This is a genomic window from Pseudophaeobacter sp. EL27, assembly GCF_900313025.1.
Lineage (GTDB): Bacteria > Pseudomonadota > Alphaproteobacteria > Rhodobacterales > Rhodobacteraceae > Pseudophaeobacter.
This window is the reverse complement of sequence record NZ_OMPQ01000011.1, coordinates 90148-103825: the sequence shown is the minus strand read 5'-3', so window position 1 is coordinate 103825 and position 13678 is coordinate 90148. Positions and strand designations below refer to the sequence as shown.

The window sequence follows — 13678 nt, the reverse complement described above, 5'->3', positions numbered from 1 at the left end:
TGATGCCGGAACGAGCCCCATGCTGGCTTTGACTTCTTTGACATTGTCACATTTCCGCTCGCATCTGCGGGCGGAATTGCATTTGGATGGGCGCCCGGTGGCCATCCATGGCAACAATGGTGCCGGCAAGACCAATATTCTGGAAGCGGTGTCGCTGTTTTCCCCGGGGCGTGGCCTGCGCCGCGCCAGTGCTGCAGATATGGTGCGCCGTCCCGAAGGTCTGGGCTGGAAGTTGAAAGCGGTCTTGCAGGCACCGGATCAGGCCTATGAGATCGAGACCTGGTCCGAGGAGGGCGCCGCGCGCCAGGTGCGGATCGACAACAAGGCTTCCAACCAAATCGCACTGGGTCAGATCTGCCGGGTGGTCTGGCTGGTGCCGGTGATGGACCGGCTTTGGGTTGAAGCGGCTGAGGGGCGGCGCAGGTTTCTGGATCGGATCGCCTTGAGCTTTGATCCGACCCATGCTGAGGCGACACTGACCTATGAAAAGGCCATGCGCGAGCGCAACAGGCTGTTGAAGGAGCAAATACGTGACGCCGCCTGGTATCGGGTGGTCGAGGCGCAGATGGGGGCCGCAGGCCATCGCATTCATGTCGCGCGCAGCGCAGCCGTGCAGCGCTTGACAGAGGCGCAGGAGAGCGCTGAGACCGCCTTTCCCACCGCGCAGCTGGAGCTGGTTCAGTCAGAAGGCGAAATGCCGGTAAGCGAAGCCGATTTGGTGCAGGCCCTGGCGGATGGCCGGATGCGGGACATGGCGGTGGGGCGGAGCCTGATTGGGCCCCATCGCAGCGATCTGATTGGAACCTATGCGCGCAAAGGAATTGCGGCAAAGGCCTGTTCTACCGGAGAGCAAAAAGCGCTGTTGGTTTCGCTTATTCTGGCCAATGCGCGTGCTCTGGCTGCCCGTGAAGGGGCTCCGCCAATTCTGCTGCTGGATGAGGTCGCCGCCCATCTGGATGCGGGGCGGCGGGCGGCATTATTCGACGAGATTTGCGCGCTGGGGGCGCAGGCCTGGATGACTGGCACCGGCGCTGAACTTTTTGCGGAATTTGACGGGCGTGCCCAGCTATTGAAAGTGGATGACCTGGACGGATTGTCCGGTGTGGTGAGCGCGTGACCGAGGCTGCCCGGGCAGGGCAAATACTGTGGCGGGCTGGGCTGTGAGCCTTTCGGTTTGGGATCTGGTGCTTTATGCGGGCGCCCTGTTCGTCCTGTTTCTGACCCCGGGGCCGGTTTGGCTGGCCTTGATGGCGCGGGCGGTGTCTGGTGGATTTCAAGCGGCATGGCCCCTGGCCCTGGGCGTGGCAGTCGGTGACCTGATCTGGCCTCTGATTGCGATTGGCGGCATGTCCTGGCTGGCCTCCAGCCTGAGCGAGGTGATGCTGGTGCTGCGCTGGGTTGCCTGTCTGATGTTTGTGACCATGGGCCTTCTGGTGATCCGCAACGCCGGGCAAAAGCTGACAGAGAACCGGGCGTTGACCCGGCCCGGAGCCTGGGCTGGATTTGCCGCCGGGGTGGCAGTGATCATGGGGAACCCCAAGGCGATCCTGTTCTACATGGGGCTGCTGCCCGGCTTTTTCGACCTCGCAGCGCTTGGCTGGACCGATGTTGCGGTGATCATCTGCCTGTCCTTTGTGGTGCCGCTATTGGGCAACCTGGCGATGGCGGCAATGGTGCATTCCCTGCGGGCGGTAATGTCCTCACCGCAGGCATTGCGGCGGCTCAATCTCACCTCGGGCGTCTTGCTGATCGGCGTTGGACTGCTGTTGCCATTTACCTGATTTCACCGCTGAATTCCCGCGATCTGGGGGCCTGCAGCTCACCCGGGGCGCCGCGCGGTTTCTGGCTAAGAAAAAGCCCCGCTGCGGGTGACATTCGGGACCGAGTTGCGTATAAATTCGGAAAGCTAAAACAGGAAGTCGCGAATGTCTGAGAACGAACAGAACCCAGCCGAATATGGTGCCGATTCCATTAAGGTTCTCAAAGGGTTGGAGGCAGTTCGTAAACGTCCTGGTATGTATATCGGTGACACCGATGATGGCTCTGGTCTGCACCATATGGTCTATGAGGTCGTAGACAACGGAATTGATGAGGCCCTGGCCAATCACGCCGATCACGTTCGGGTCAAAATTCACGCGGATAGTTCCGTCTCGGTTTATGACAACGGGCGTGGTATTCCGGTTGGCATTCACGAGGAAGAAGGCGTTTCCGCCGCCGAAGTCATCATGACCCAGCTGCACGCGGGTGGTAAATTTGACAGCAACTCCTACAAAGTATCCGGCGGTCTGCACGGGGTGGGTGTTTCGGTTGTGAACGCCCTGTCCGACTGGCTGGAGCTGCGGATCTGGCGCGAAGGCAAGGAACATGTTGCGCGGTTTGAAAATGGCGATACGGCCGAGCATCTGAAAGTGGTTCAGGACTGCGGCGACCAGACAGGAACCGAAGTCCGGTTTATGGCCTCGACGAATACGTTCTCAAACCTGGAGTACTCCTTTGAGACCCTGGAAAAACGCCTGCGCGAGCTGGCCTTCCTGAATTCAGGCGTCAAGATCATCTTGATCGACGAACGCCCCGCTGAACGGCTGGAATCTGAGCTGTTCTATGAAGGCGGTGTCAAAGAGTTTGTCAAATACTTGGATCGGTCGAAAACGCCGGTCATGGAAGCGCCGGTCTATATCACCGGCGAAAAAGACGACATCGGTGTTGAGGTGGCGATGTGGTGGAACGACAGCTACCATGAATCGGTGCTGCCCTTTACCAACAACATCCCACAGCGCGATGGCGGCACCCATCTGGCGGGCTTTCGTGGGGCGCTAACGCGGACCATCAACAACTATGCTCAGTCCAGCGGTATCGCCAAAAAGGAGAAGGTCTCCTTCACTGGTGATGACGCCCGCGAAGGGCTGACCTGTGTCCTGTCCGTCAAAGTGCCGGATCCAAAATTTTCCAGCCAGACCAAGGATAAACTGGTCTCCTCTGAGGTGCGCCCGGTTGTTGAAAGCCTGGTGAACGAAAAGCTGGCGGAGTGGTTTGAGGAAAACCCAAACCAGGCCAAGCAGATCGTTGGCAAGGTTGTCGAGGCCGCACTGGCCCGCGAAGCCGCCCGCAAGGCGCGTGAGCTGACCCGCCGGAAAAACCCGATGGATCTCAACTTCCTCAGCTCCAAGCTGAAAGACTGTTCGGACAAGGACCCGGTTAATACCGAAATCTTCCTGGTGGAGGGTGATTCAGCTGGTGGATCTGCGCAAACCGGGCGGGACCGGAAGACGCAGGCGATCCTGCCGCTGAAGGGTAAAATCCTCAACGTTGAACGGGCGCGGTTTGACCGGATGTTGGGCAGCCAGGAAATTGGCAATATGGTGATGGCACTGGGAACCGGTATTGGCCGGGACGAGTTCAACATCGACAAGCTGCGTTACCATAAGATCGTCATCATGACCGATGCGGACGTCGACGGTGCCCATATCCGAACCCTGCTTTTGACCTTCTTCTATCGTCAGATGCCAGAGCTGATCGAGGGCGGCTATCTCTATATTGCCCAGCCTCCGCTCTACAAAGTCGCCCGCGGAAAGTCCGAAGTCTATCTGAAAGACCAGGCTGAAATGGACGACTATCTGGTCAACCAGGGCGTCGAAGGCGCCACCCTGAAGCTGGGCTCCGGCGAAGAGCTGGTTGGCAAAGATCTCATCCGGGTTGTCGATGAGGCACGACAGCTGAAACGGGTTCTGGATGCTTTCCCCACCCATTATCCGCGCCATATTCTGGAACAGGCCGCTGTGGCCGGCGCCTTTGTGCCGGGTGCTGTTGATGCCGATCTGCAGGGCGTTGCTGACCGGGTTGCGGCACGGCTTGATCTCATAGCGCTGGAATACGAAAAGGGCTGGCAGGGTCGTATCACCCAGGATCACGGCATTCGTCTGGCCCGCATTCTGCGCGGCGTCGAAGAAGTGCGCACCCTGGATGGCCCCATGCTGCGTTCCGGTGAAGCCCGTAAAACGGGAAGCTTTACCAAAAGCCTGCAGGAAATTTACCGGACCTCCGGCCAGTTGGTCCGCCGCGACCGTGCCCAGGCCATCCATGGCCCGCTTGATCTGTTGAAGGCAATCATGGAAGAGGGCGAAAAAGGCCTGTCTTTGCAGCGCTACAAAGGTCTGGGCGAGATGAACCCGGATCAGCTCTGGGAAACCACTCTGGACCCGGATGCCCGCACCCTGTTGCAGGTCCGTGTTGATGACATGATTGGGGCGGATGATCTGTTCACCAAACTGATGGGCGATGTGGTTGAGCCACGCCGGGAGTTCATTCAGAAAAATGCCTTGAGCGTCGAAAACCTGGATTTCTAGGTTATTTGTAGGTTTAGGCATAACTTTGCACTTAGAGCATAACTTTGCACTCCGACGGGAATGTTTGAGGAACACCGGGCCATGGCAGGCCTCAAATTGATGGAGGTCGCAGGTCCAGAACTCGTGAGAATGGGCGGAGTACGGCCATTCTCTAAACAATGCATCAACTCAAGCACTTGAGCTCAAATTGACTTGCAGCAACTCAACTATCTCTATGAAAGGTGAACAGTCATTAGGCGTTGTCACCTTCAAGCTCCCCTCGATCTGGGGTTTTTTTTAGAAATTTTTCTACCAATAAGATAATCGTGGCCCGCAACCTGGTGTTCTGCCTTCTGCAGTAAACTCCACGACGCTCTAATAACTGAGCTCATAGCCGAGTTTTTGCGGAAAATGGGTCTCGAGAGGAACCCTGGGGGTTCACAACGAAAGGTTGAATATACCATTCTATCTCTGAAAAGATTCAGGCAACGCATGGGCTTATTGCAAGCTGATTCGTCACAAGTGGAATACGTTACGGCGCATAAGGGACAAAATGTATCTGGCATCACTTTCGATTAAAAATTTTCGCCGCATAAAAACTGCAACGATAGAATTCGCGCCGGGGTTAAACATTATCGTTGGCCCGAACAATATCGGAAAGACAGCTGTTGTTGACGCTCTGAGGTCACTTCTCGCAGGGACCGATGATCCATATCCGCGCTTCAGCGTTGATGACGTTCACCTTCCCAGGGGAGGCGCGGCAACAGGTGATATTGTCTTCGACTATATCTTCAAAGAACTGTCTCTCGACGATGAAGCGGACTTCCTGCACGGGTTGAAGGTCGATAGTGCAGGAAAAGCTGAAGCCATTCTCAGAGTGACGTATGGTGATGCGGATAAATCTGGACGGCTGAAATCGAGGAAGATGTGCGGCGTCCATCAGAGCAGCGCGATGACGGCTACGATGTTGGAAAACCTGCGCAGCGTCTATCTACAGCCACTGCGCGATGCGGAGCTGCCAGCTTTCACGGTGCGCTGAACAACGTCGTCGCCGATCAATTCAATGGGCCATATGCTGGGGGTGCGGTTTCGGATCAGTCCAAGCGTTCCTGGATCTCGGCAGCCGAGGCTGCCCGGCTTATCGGGATCCGAGCTGAGCGCCTTGTGAGCGCCGTTTCGGAAGGCCTCGTTGATGGGAGAGTAGATTACAGCGGTTTTGGCCACCGACATACAATGATCCCCAAGCATATTGCCGAAGAAATCAAGGTTGAACGGGAGGGTGTATTTGACAAAACCCAAACCCGGGAGTTCTTGGGCGTGTCAAAGAACCAATACCGACTTCTGGAAGAGGCAGGCGTCCTTGCAGCAACCGTTTCCAAAGGGCGTGGGCCGCTTGTGGGGGGTGAACATGCTCAGCAAGAGCTTGAGAAGCTTGTTCAAAGGATCGCCGATACCGCAATTCCGTTCGACGGGGAAACGGTCACGCTCCGCAAACTCAATTTACGTTTCACCACGGACAAGGCAGGTTTAATCGAAGCCTATCAAAAGATGGCGACGGGCGCACTGAAACCTGCCCTCGACAGTGTTTCGGGAAAGCTCGCCGACTTCACTTTTCCCAAGACGCAGGTGCAACACATATTGAAACGCCATCGTTGCGGTGAAGGATGGACGGTCCAAGAAGTTGCCCGGATCACAGGCTGGAAAGAGCAATGTATTGCACATTGGTGTGACGCTGGTTTGATAGAGCATGACCTCGGTAGCCATTCCCAAGGTCTGTCGAGAATTATCACCCCTGAAGCACTTGCTGCATTTCAAGCAACACACGTCCAGGTGTCATCTCTGGCCAAACAGCTCGATACCACATCCCGATCGTTGGTTAAGAAATTAGACGAAAAGGGCATTAAAACTGTCGGCGCCTTTCAAGATGGGAAGGCAACTCGTGGGGTATTTGTCGCTTTATCGGATCTTGTAAAAGGGCTCGACGACTTATTGGTCACGCCTGTTGCTGAGAAATCAAAGTGACTTTGTTTGAAACCGCCTTCTTGATCGTTTGCATTTTGATGACAGCAGTGACAGTGGCCTACTTCACCTGGCTGGTTTGGACGCGCGGCCGGGATTCCGTTGATGATCCCAAACTTGTAAAACGGTTTCATGAGACCGCGCCTTTCGAGAAGCTCGACCAAGTTCTTGATCCCCTCGATGATAAGAAGAGCCTTCTTGTGGAAGATGATGGTGACCACCAGAACTGACAACTCGCCAAAACTGTTCGGAAGCTCAACATCGTTTTGAAGTTGGGTGGAAAGCGGAAGTTCGCCGCAAGTGCGAACTTCTTGGATGGATGAGGCTATGCAGACCTTCGAATGTCCATCATAGCACAAGATGCTGCGTTGCATTAGAGGGCCGTTTGAGTCCCAATTAACTTGTGTTGCAGTACGGTGGAAGGCTCGCGTTTATCGCAAACCGGACCTCCTCGTGTACGATGACACCTCCTGCCATTGTTGGATTGAGGCGAAAATCATCGGCATTTCCAGCTGAGAATTCACATTTGGGAAGCCTTTGTGGGAACGAAAATCACAAAACTCGCCTTTGTCCCCTACGCCCCAATTGGTAATCATTTGTACATGATCCAAAAATCTTTTCAGTTCTTCGCTCCCATGCTTGTCGATACTAATCATCGCTATAATCAAGGCGAATTCTGGCTTGGATCGTTTCCCCGTCCACGTTTCGTCGATTACAGGGAGGAAAGAAATGTTCAAAGTATCAGCGGGTCTTGGGTGTGTGTTTGCAGCGGCAATCACCGCCTCGGCGGCCCAAGCAAATGAATGCGGTGAAGTGTCCATTATGCAAGGCGACTGGGGATCGGCCCAAATCGTGACAGCCGTGTCGAAATTTTTGATGGAGGAAGGATACGGGTGTGACGTCACCACTATCCCGCTAAGTAGCATCCCTGCGCTGGCGTCGGTGGCTGAAACTGGAAAGCCAGATATTTTGACCGAGATTTGGACCAACGGAGCGCCTGCATATCAGGGGCTGGTCGATTCCGGCAAGATCATTCCGGTCAACGAAGTTCTTTCAGATGGTGGGGTGGAAGGGTTCTTTGTTCCCAATTATCTGGTTGAGGAACATCCTGAACTGGCAACTATCGAAGGTATCGTTGCAAATCCAGAGCTGGTTGGGAACCGATTTCACAACAGCCCCGAAGGTTGGGTCTCTATCAACGCGAACACCAACCTACTGAAGGCAAGTGGGCTTATCGATGCGGGTTTGGACAATTTTGTTCATGGGTCGGGTGAAACGCTTGCTGCCTCAATCGCCACGGCCTTTGAAGATAAAGAACCTTGGTTTGGTTTCTACTGGGCGCCGTCTTCCATTCTTGGAAAATATCCGATGACATTGGTGGAATTGGGCCCACATGATCCAGCAAAACACACCTGCAACATTACGGCGGAATGTGTAACGCCAGCATTGAGTAACTATCCGCAAAGTGTCGTAACCACAGTTCTTTCCAAAGATTTCATGGCCGACAACGTAGAAATTTCGGAACTGATGACCAATCTGTCGTTCACCAATGCGCAGATGGGCGAAACTCTGGCATGGGTCGAAGACAACAAAGCCTCTTACGAGGAAGGTGCTGTGTATTTCCTGACCACCTACAATGATGTCTGGGGCTCATGGCTGAACGATGCGGCACGTAAGAACCTCGCTGCACTGTTGCAATGATCTGATTGATCAGGGGCGTCTTTGCGGCGCCCCTGATGCCCCAGCCTGACAAAAGAAAGCGGGACCGATGGCGTTCTATGATAAGATTTTCGACGTGCTTGGCCTAACAAATTGGTGTGGAGAGGGCAACGATGGCCCGATGAGCATGGCGCAGCTGCTGGCAAAAAGTAGAGGCGAAGCAAACGCCGAGACAAACAGCGGCATTCCCTTTCCTTCCCTCGACAATCTTCATGAATCCTGTTCCGCAATTCCGCAAACCCGTGACATGACATCAGGTTTGGAGGACGTATTCCTTTCGGCAAAAGATGCGATGAAATTCGTTTTGGATCCGATGACACAGCCATTATCTTGGGCCTTGGATGGTGCTCTTTGGGCCTTTCTAGCGGTTCCCTGGTGGATCTTGCTCCCGGCACTTTTTTGGTTGACTTGGTACGTCTCGCGCTCGGTCGGCGTCACGATTTTTGTTGCCTGCGCGTTTCTGTTTCTGGGGGTCATAGACCACTTGGACGCTGCCATTCAGACATTGTCGATCATCTTCGTTTGTACCGGGCTATGTGTCATTCTGGGGGTTCCGATCGGCATTCTTATGGCAAAGTCGAACCCCCTTCAGCGGGTCATGCTTCCACTGCTTGATCTGCTTCAGACTTTGCCCAGTTTTGTGTACCTCATTCCTCTAATTTTCCTGTTTTCGGTGACCGAAAGCAAACTTTACGGAATTGCGATCATTGTTTACGCCATTGTTCCGGTCATTCGATTGACTGACTTGGGCATTCGCCTTGTTGATAAGGACGTCATCGAGGCCGCAAATGCCTATGGGATGAATGCACGACAAAAGCTTTTGGGTGTCGAAATTCCGCTGGCTCTGCCCAATATCATGGCGGGCGTCAACCAAACCATCATGATGAGCCTTGCGATGGTTGTTATTGCCTCTCTCGTTTCCGCACCAGGCCTTGGGGTTCTTGTTTTGCGCGGTATTCGCAATCTGGAATTGGGCGTCGGCCTGATTGCCGGTCTTGGGATAGTCTTGCTTGCGGTCGTTCTTGACCGCACAACCAAAGCGGCGCTTGCCCGTATCAACGTCACACATGAAAACGGGTGAGAGATCTAAATATGACGCGCAAAACACAACTTAGCATCCGTGGTCTGTATAAAGTATTCGGCGCAACACCTCAGACAGTTTTGCCGCATGTTCTGGCAGGAATGGGAAAGGCTGAGCTGCTTCAAAAACATGGTCATGTTCTTGGATTGCAGAACATCAACGTGGATATGAAAGCCGGAGAAATAACCGTGGTTATGGGGCTGTCTGGTTCAGGAAAATCGACCCTGATCCGGCACGTGAACAGGTTGATCGAACCTACGGCGGGTGAAATAGAAATCGACGGCCAAAATATCCTGACCTTGTCCTCGGCTGAGTTGTTGCAGTTTCGGCAAACCAAAATGTCGATGGTCTTTCAGAAATTTGCGCTGTTCCCGCACAGAACGGTTCTGCAAAACGCTGCCATGGCGCTCGAGGTGCGCGGCGAAAGCACCTCCGAGCGTGAAGCAGAAGCGGCAAAATGGCTGGATCGTGTCGGGCTGGCCGGTTTTGAAGGACACTATCCCCATCAGCTATCAGGGGGCATGCAGCAGCGTGTGGGGATTGCGCGGGCCCTGGCATCCAATTCTGACATTATGCTCATGGACGAAGCTTTTTCGGCGCTTGATCCTCTTATTCGCACCGATATGCAGAACCTGCTGCTTGAGCTGCAGACAGAACTCCACAAGACTATCGTGTTCATCACCCATGATCTCGACGAAGCGTTGAAACTGGCGGATCACCTTGTCATCTTGAAAGATGGTGCAGTGGTGCAGCAAGGCGAGCCGCAAGAGATCCTGCTTAATCCAGCTGATCCCTACATCGAGGACTTTGTCGGAGACATCAACCGGGCAAGAGTATTACGTGTTCGTTCCATCATGCATCCTGGCGAAGATGGCGATCACATCGCAGGTGAAGTCGATCAAAATGCGACTCTCGAAAGCGTTATCGAACTATCGGAAGGTGACACACAAAAGAACTATCGTGTGTGTTCTGAAGGCGTCCCTGTCGGTTTTCTGGACATGAAGGAACTGGTCAAGGCTCTCGTTCCGGCCCATGCAAACGCTTCGCGCTCAGGCGACATTCGTTAACGTTGCACCGATCCAATCAACCGCGAAAGAACCGCATGGTTGGGTCGGCTTCAATTTGTTCGAACAACCAGTCGACGAAGGTCTCGTGCTTTGGGTTCCGCGTTCTTTCTTTTGGGGTCGCAAGATACCACTGCCCCGGCTCCGGCACTGATAAATCGAACGGCTTTATCAAACGCCCTCTTTCAAGGTCGCGCGCGCAAAACGGCGCACGTGCAACACTGATCCCATGATTGTTCAGAACGGCCTCTCGAACCAACGGATAATTATCAAAGATCGATCCAAATTTCATGGATTCACGACTGAGACCTGCCGCATCCAGCCAGCGGTCCCAGTCATCTGGTTCGTTCCAAGTGCTCGGGACACTCAACAACAGGAAGTTCTTTAACTCTTCCAGCGATAGTCCAGTGCTTGATGGGGACATAGCTTCGGGCGCACAAACTGGGTAAATGTCAGTTTCAAACAGAGGGCTGTAGTCAAACCTCTTGTCAAATGGTGGCGCATTGAACACGCCAACATCAAACCGGTGCATATCATAATCACCGTCTTCAAAGGTTGAGATAATGCGGACACGTGTGTTCGGATTGTCTTGGAGGAAATCTGCCAGCCTGGGCTGCAACCACATCGTATTGAAACTGGCATATGACTGAACGAGCAAAACGTCCGGTTCTTCTGGTGCCTGAAGCCGCTGTGTAGCCTTGATTATTCCACGTATATGTTCGCGGATCGGCGGATAGTACTGTTCACCTGCCGGGGTCAGCTCAACCGACCGGCTTGTGCGTTCCAGGAGTTGAACACCAATTGATTTCTCCAGCGCCTTAATCTGGTGGCTGACCGCCGCGTGCGTCACACAAATCTCGTCAGCGGCTTTGCGAAAGCTCTTGTGTCGCGCGACGGCCTCAAAGGCGCGGAGCGAAACCAATGTGGGGATATGGGGCAATAGCAATGATCCTTTTCATTGGGCCAATACGTTCATCGCTTAGCGGGGTTTGCTGACGTAGGGCGAAACTCTGTCAGGATTTTTCACCGTCTCATATATCGTTCGGCTGAAAAAATGCAATTTTCAGCGCGCTTTGATTGGTTAGAAATCCTTGACGACCGAAAATTTCTTTCAGTTCTTCTACCCACCGTACAATGTCAATTTGGTAGGCGAATGAACGTTAGGATTTCGCCTGTATGCTTCCCACATCACCGACACCAAAAGGGTCTGATTACCCGCTATTGATCAAACAGCTTTTGACCCGATCAAAGCTGGTATCTGCTACCCAGGAAATCGTTAGCGGAACCGATACACGACTGAGTTATGCGCAACTCAACAAGCGTATCGCACAGCTTGCCAACACCCTAACGGGCAGTGGAATTGGTGCGGGAATGCGTGTCGGAGTTATGGATTGGGACACACACCGTTATCTTGAGTGCTTCTTTGCAGTGCCAATGATGGGCGCCGTCCTGCACACCATCAATGTCCGTTTATCACCTGCGCAGGTCCTTTATACGATCAATCACGGCCAGCCGGACCTGATTATGGTGCATCAGGATTTCATGCCACTAATTGATGAAATCAGGTCAGGCTTTGACCGCGACATCACTATTGTTCCGATCGGAGATGGTGAGGAATATGAAAATTGGATTGGGGGTGCCTCAACCAGCTTTCACTTTCCAGATTTTGACGAAAACCAAACCGCAACATTGTTCTATACAACCGGAACCACGGGCAATCCCAAGGGCGTAAGTTACACACACCGTCAACTGGTGCTTCATACACTGGGTCTGACCTCTGGGTTTGGCTCATTCTCAGGGAATGCCGGGTTTCATCGCGGCGACGTTTACATGCCCCTGACGCCCCTGTTCCATGTTCATGGATGGGGGTTTCCATATGCGGCAACGATGCTGGGGCTACGTCAGGTTTATCCGGGGCGCTACACGCCTGACACAATTTTGCAGTTGATTGCCTCCGAAGGTGTCACATTTTCCCATTGCGTTCCAACCATATTGTCAATGGTGCTCGATGATCCTCTGTGCGTAAAAACAGATCTGCGCCAATGGAAAGTCATCATTGGTGGAGCGGCCTTGCCGCGCGGTCTGCAGGATCGCGCGGCGGCGGAGGGGATATCCTTGCATGCCGCCTATGGGATGTCCGAAACCTGTCCGTTTTTGACTGTGGCAGACCTGTCCAGTGATGATCCCGAAGTCCAGGCCCAAACCGGTTTTCCCGGTCCGCTTGTCGACCTTCGGGTTGTGACGCCGGATATGCAGGACGTCCCGCATGACGGTGAAACAACCGGCGAAGTTGTGGCCCGAGCGCCTTGGTTGACACAGGGTTATCTGGGGGTCGAACAAGCTTCTGAAGATCTTTGGGCGGGTGGATATCTGCACACAGGCGATGTTGGTTTCATCCGCGAAAACGGGTCGCTACAGATCACAGATCGTCTCAAGGATGTGATCAAAACCGGAGGTGAATGGATATCCTCATTGGCCCTGGAAAACATCGCATCATCTTGCGCAGGTATTGAAGAGGTCGCCGCGATTGGCCTTTCGCATCCAAAGTGGGGGGAAAGACCAGTGTTGGTTGCCCAAATCGCAAAAGAGACCGACCCGGATCTCGTACGCAGGAGCGTCAAAGACGAAATCCAGTCGCGCGTCGAAGTAGGTGAACTGTCAAAATGGGCGGTTCCAGACGACATAATCTTCGTGGATCAGCTTCCCAAAACCAGCGTCGGCAAGCTCGACAAAAAACTCATACGGCAGGACATTTCAACACGTTCGGACAAATTATCATGACAGACAAAAATTCCCGTATTCAAGCACTTATCCAATCGATCATCCAATTTTTGGAGGCCCACCGCGAAGATGTGCGCGGCGTTGATCTGACATTGGAAAAGCTGGCAACAATGGACCTGACGGGCGAGCAACTCATTGATACGCCTCCCCAAGGGACCCGTCATGATAAGACACTAACAGATGCCATTTCAGGAATTTCCGCATCCGAATTACATGAAATTGCGAATTGCCTGACGGCTGCCAAAGATGACCTGGTCTGGCGCGAAGACAATGCCCAATTCTACCCTCCCGGCGCTGATCTGGGAGACGGGTACAAAAAGTGCAACCTGCACAGTTTACTCATCGGACCTGATGCATGTGGGTATCACCATCCGGACTTTAACTTAGGCATCTTCATGCTTGGCGCGCGCACTCTTTACCGGGACCATAACCATGACGCACCCGAGCTGTATCTAAATCTATCGGACAAAACAGGTTGGCGATTTGGGACCCAAGACTGGCAGGATTACCCGGCCGGTTCGCTGATTTGGAATGCTGCGGGCGAACCTCATGCCACCCGTGTCTATGACAAACCATTTATTTCGGTCTTTGTCTGGCTTGAGAACATAAATTCACGCTGCAACGTGATCCACTTTGATGATTGGGCTGAGATTGAACAGGATCTTGCCCAACAGCTTAACTGAGGATTCCAA

Annotated in this window: 12 protein-coding genes; 11 read left to right on the top strand and 1 reads right to left on the bottom strand. The window is 53.6% G+C overall.

What is annotated here, in order from left to right; genetic code table 11:
• Nucleotides 1-19 precede the first annotated feature (19 nt).
• From recF to ED661_RS12825, 9 genes are all read left to right on the top strand, one after another.
• Nucleotides 20-1117 (top strand): DNA replication/repair protein RecF, encoded by a 1098-nt coding sequence (gene recF / locus ED661_RS12870; RefSeq protein WP_122074330.1) that lies wholly within the window; start codon nucleotides 20-22, stop codon nucleotides 1115-1117.
• 43 nt (nucleotides 1118-1160) lie between these two features.
• Nucleotides 1161-1781 carry a LysE family translocator gene (locus tag ED661_RS12865; protein WP_122074645.1) on the top strand — a complete coding sequence of 207 codons (621 nt, stop codon included), beginning with the start codon at nucleotides 1161-1163 and terminating at the stop codon, nucleotides 1779-1781.
• Nucleotides 1782-1925: 144 nt separating this feature from the next.
• Nucleotides 1926-4343: a DNA topoisomerase (ATP-hydrolyzing) subunit B gene (gene gyrB / locus ED661_RS12860; RefSeq protein ID WP_122074329.1), complete on the top strand. Its 2418-nt coding sequence runs from the start codon at nucleotides 1926-1928 to the stop codon at nucleotides 4341-4343.
• A gap of 532 nt (nucleotides 4344-4875) precedes the next feature.
• Entirely contained in the window at nucleotides 4876-5361 is a 486-nt protein-coding gene (locus ED661_RS12855) for an ATP-dependent endonuclease (RefSeq protein ID WP_216822454.1), read from the top strand.
• Nucleotides 5362-5486: 125 nt separating this feature from the next.
• Nucleotides 5487-6344 (top strand): hypothetical protein, encoded by an 858-nt coding sequence (locus tag ED661_RS12850; protein WP_162930130.1) that lies wholly within the window; start codon nucleotides 5487-5489, stop codon nucleotides 6342-6344.
• Entirely contained in the window at nucleotides 6341-6571 is a 231-nt protein-coding gene (locus ED661_RS12845; RefSeq protein WP_162930129.1) for a hypothetical protein, read from the top strand. Before ED661_RS12850 ends, ED661_RS12845 begins: the two co-directional genes overlap by 4 nt.
• 499 nt (nucleotides 6572-7070) lie before the next feature.
• Nucleotides 7071-8042 carry a glycine betaine ABC transporter substrate-binding protein gene (locus ED661_RS12835; RefSeq protein ID WP_122074325.1) on the top strand — a complete coding sequence of 324 codons (972 nt, stop codon included), beginning with the start codon at nucleotides 7071-7073 and terminating at the stop codon, nucleotides 8040-8042.
• Between the two features lie 67 nt (nucleotides 8043-8109).
• The gene (locus ED661_RS12830; protein WP_122074324.1) at nucleotides 8110-9141 is read left to right on the top strand and encodes a proline/glycine betaine ABC transporter permease; all 1032 of its coding nucleotides are present in this window, start codon (nucleotides 8110-8112) and stop codon (nucleotides 9139-9141) included.
• Nucleotides 9142-9152: 11 nt separating this feature from the next.
• Complete coding sequence (locus ED661_RS12825; RefSeq protein WP_122074323.1) at nucleotides 9153-10208, top strand: glycine betaine/L-proline ABC transporter ATP-binding protein; 1056 nt, start codon at nucleotides 9153-9155, stop codon at nucleotides 10206-10208.
• 16 nt (nucleotides 10209-10224) lie between these two features.
• On the opposite strand, the gene ED661_RS12820 is transcribed toward ED661_RS12825, so the two are convergent.
• Complete coding sequence (locus tag ED661_RS12820; RefSeq protein WP_254054835.1) at nucleotides 10225-11145, bottom strand: LysR substrate-binding domain-containing protein; 921 nt, start codon at nucleotides 11143-11145, stop codon at nucleotides 10225-10227.
• Between the two features lie 236 nt (nucleotides 11146-11381).
• Between ED661_RS12820 and ED661_RS12815 the strand changes: the two genes are divergently transcribed.
• Both ED661_RS12815 and ED661_RS12810 read left to right on the top strand, forming a co-directional pair.
• Nucleotides 11382-12986 carry a fatty acid--CoA ligase gene (locus tag ED661_RS12815; protein WP_122074322.1) on the top strand — a complete coding sequence of 535 codons (1605 nt, stop codon included), beginning with the start codon at nucleotides 11382-11384 and terminating at the stop codon, nucleotides 12984-12986.
• Nucleotides 12983-13669, top strand: coding sequence for a dimethylsulfonioproprionate lyase family protein (locus tag ED661_RS12810; protein ID WP_122074321.1), 687 nt, complete (start codon nucleotides 12983-12985; stop codon nucleotides 13667-13669). Before ED661_RS12815 ends, ED661_RS12810 begins: the two co-directional genes overlap by 4 nt.
• The last annotated feature ends 9 nt before the right edge of the window (nucleotides 13670-13678 follow it).

Bases quoted from the DNA above. Each gene is read 5' to 3' on its own strand.
- ED661_RS12815 (WP_122074322.1), top strand. From the start codon at position 11,382: ATGCTTCCCACATCACCGACACCAAAAGGGTCTGATTACCCGCTATTG.
- ED661_RS12830 (WP_122074324.1), top strand. From the start codon at position 8,110: ATGGCGTTCTATGATAAGATTTTCGACGTGCTTGGCCTAACAAATTGG.
- ED661_RS12825 (WP_122074323.1), top strand. From the start codon at position 9,153: ATGACGCGCAAAACACAACTTAGCATCCGTGGTCTGTATAAAGTATTC.
- ED661_RS12835 (WP_122074325.1), top strand. From the start codon at position 7,071: ATGTTCAAAGTATCAGCGGGTCTTGGGTGTGTGTTTGCAGCGGCAATC.
- recF (WP_122074330.1), top strand. From the start codon at position 20: ATGCTGGCTTTGACTTCTTTGACATTGTCACATTTCCGCTCGCATCTG.
- ED661_RS12855 (WP_216822454.1), top strand. From the start codon at position 4,876: ATGTATCTGGCATCACTTTCGATTAAAAATTTTCGCCGCATAAAAACT.
- gyrB (WP_122074329.1), top strand. From the start codon at position 1,926: ATGTCTGAGAACGAACAGAACCCAGCCGAATATGGTGCCGATTCCATT.
- ED661_RS12810 (WP_122074321.1), top strand. From the start codon at position 12,983: ATGACAGACAAAAATTCCCGTATTCAAGCACTTATCCAATCGATCATC.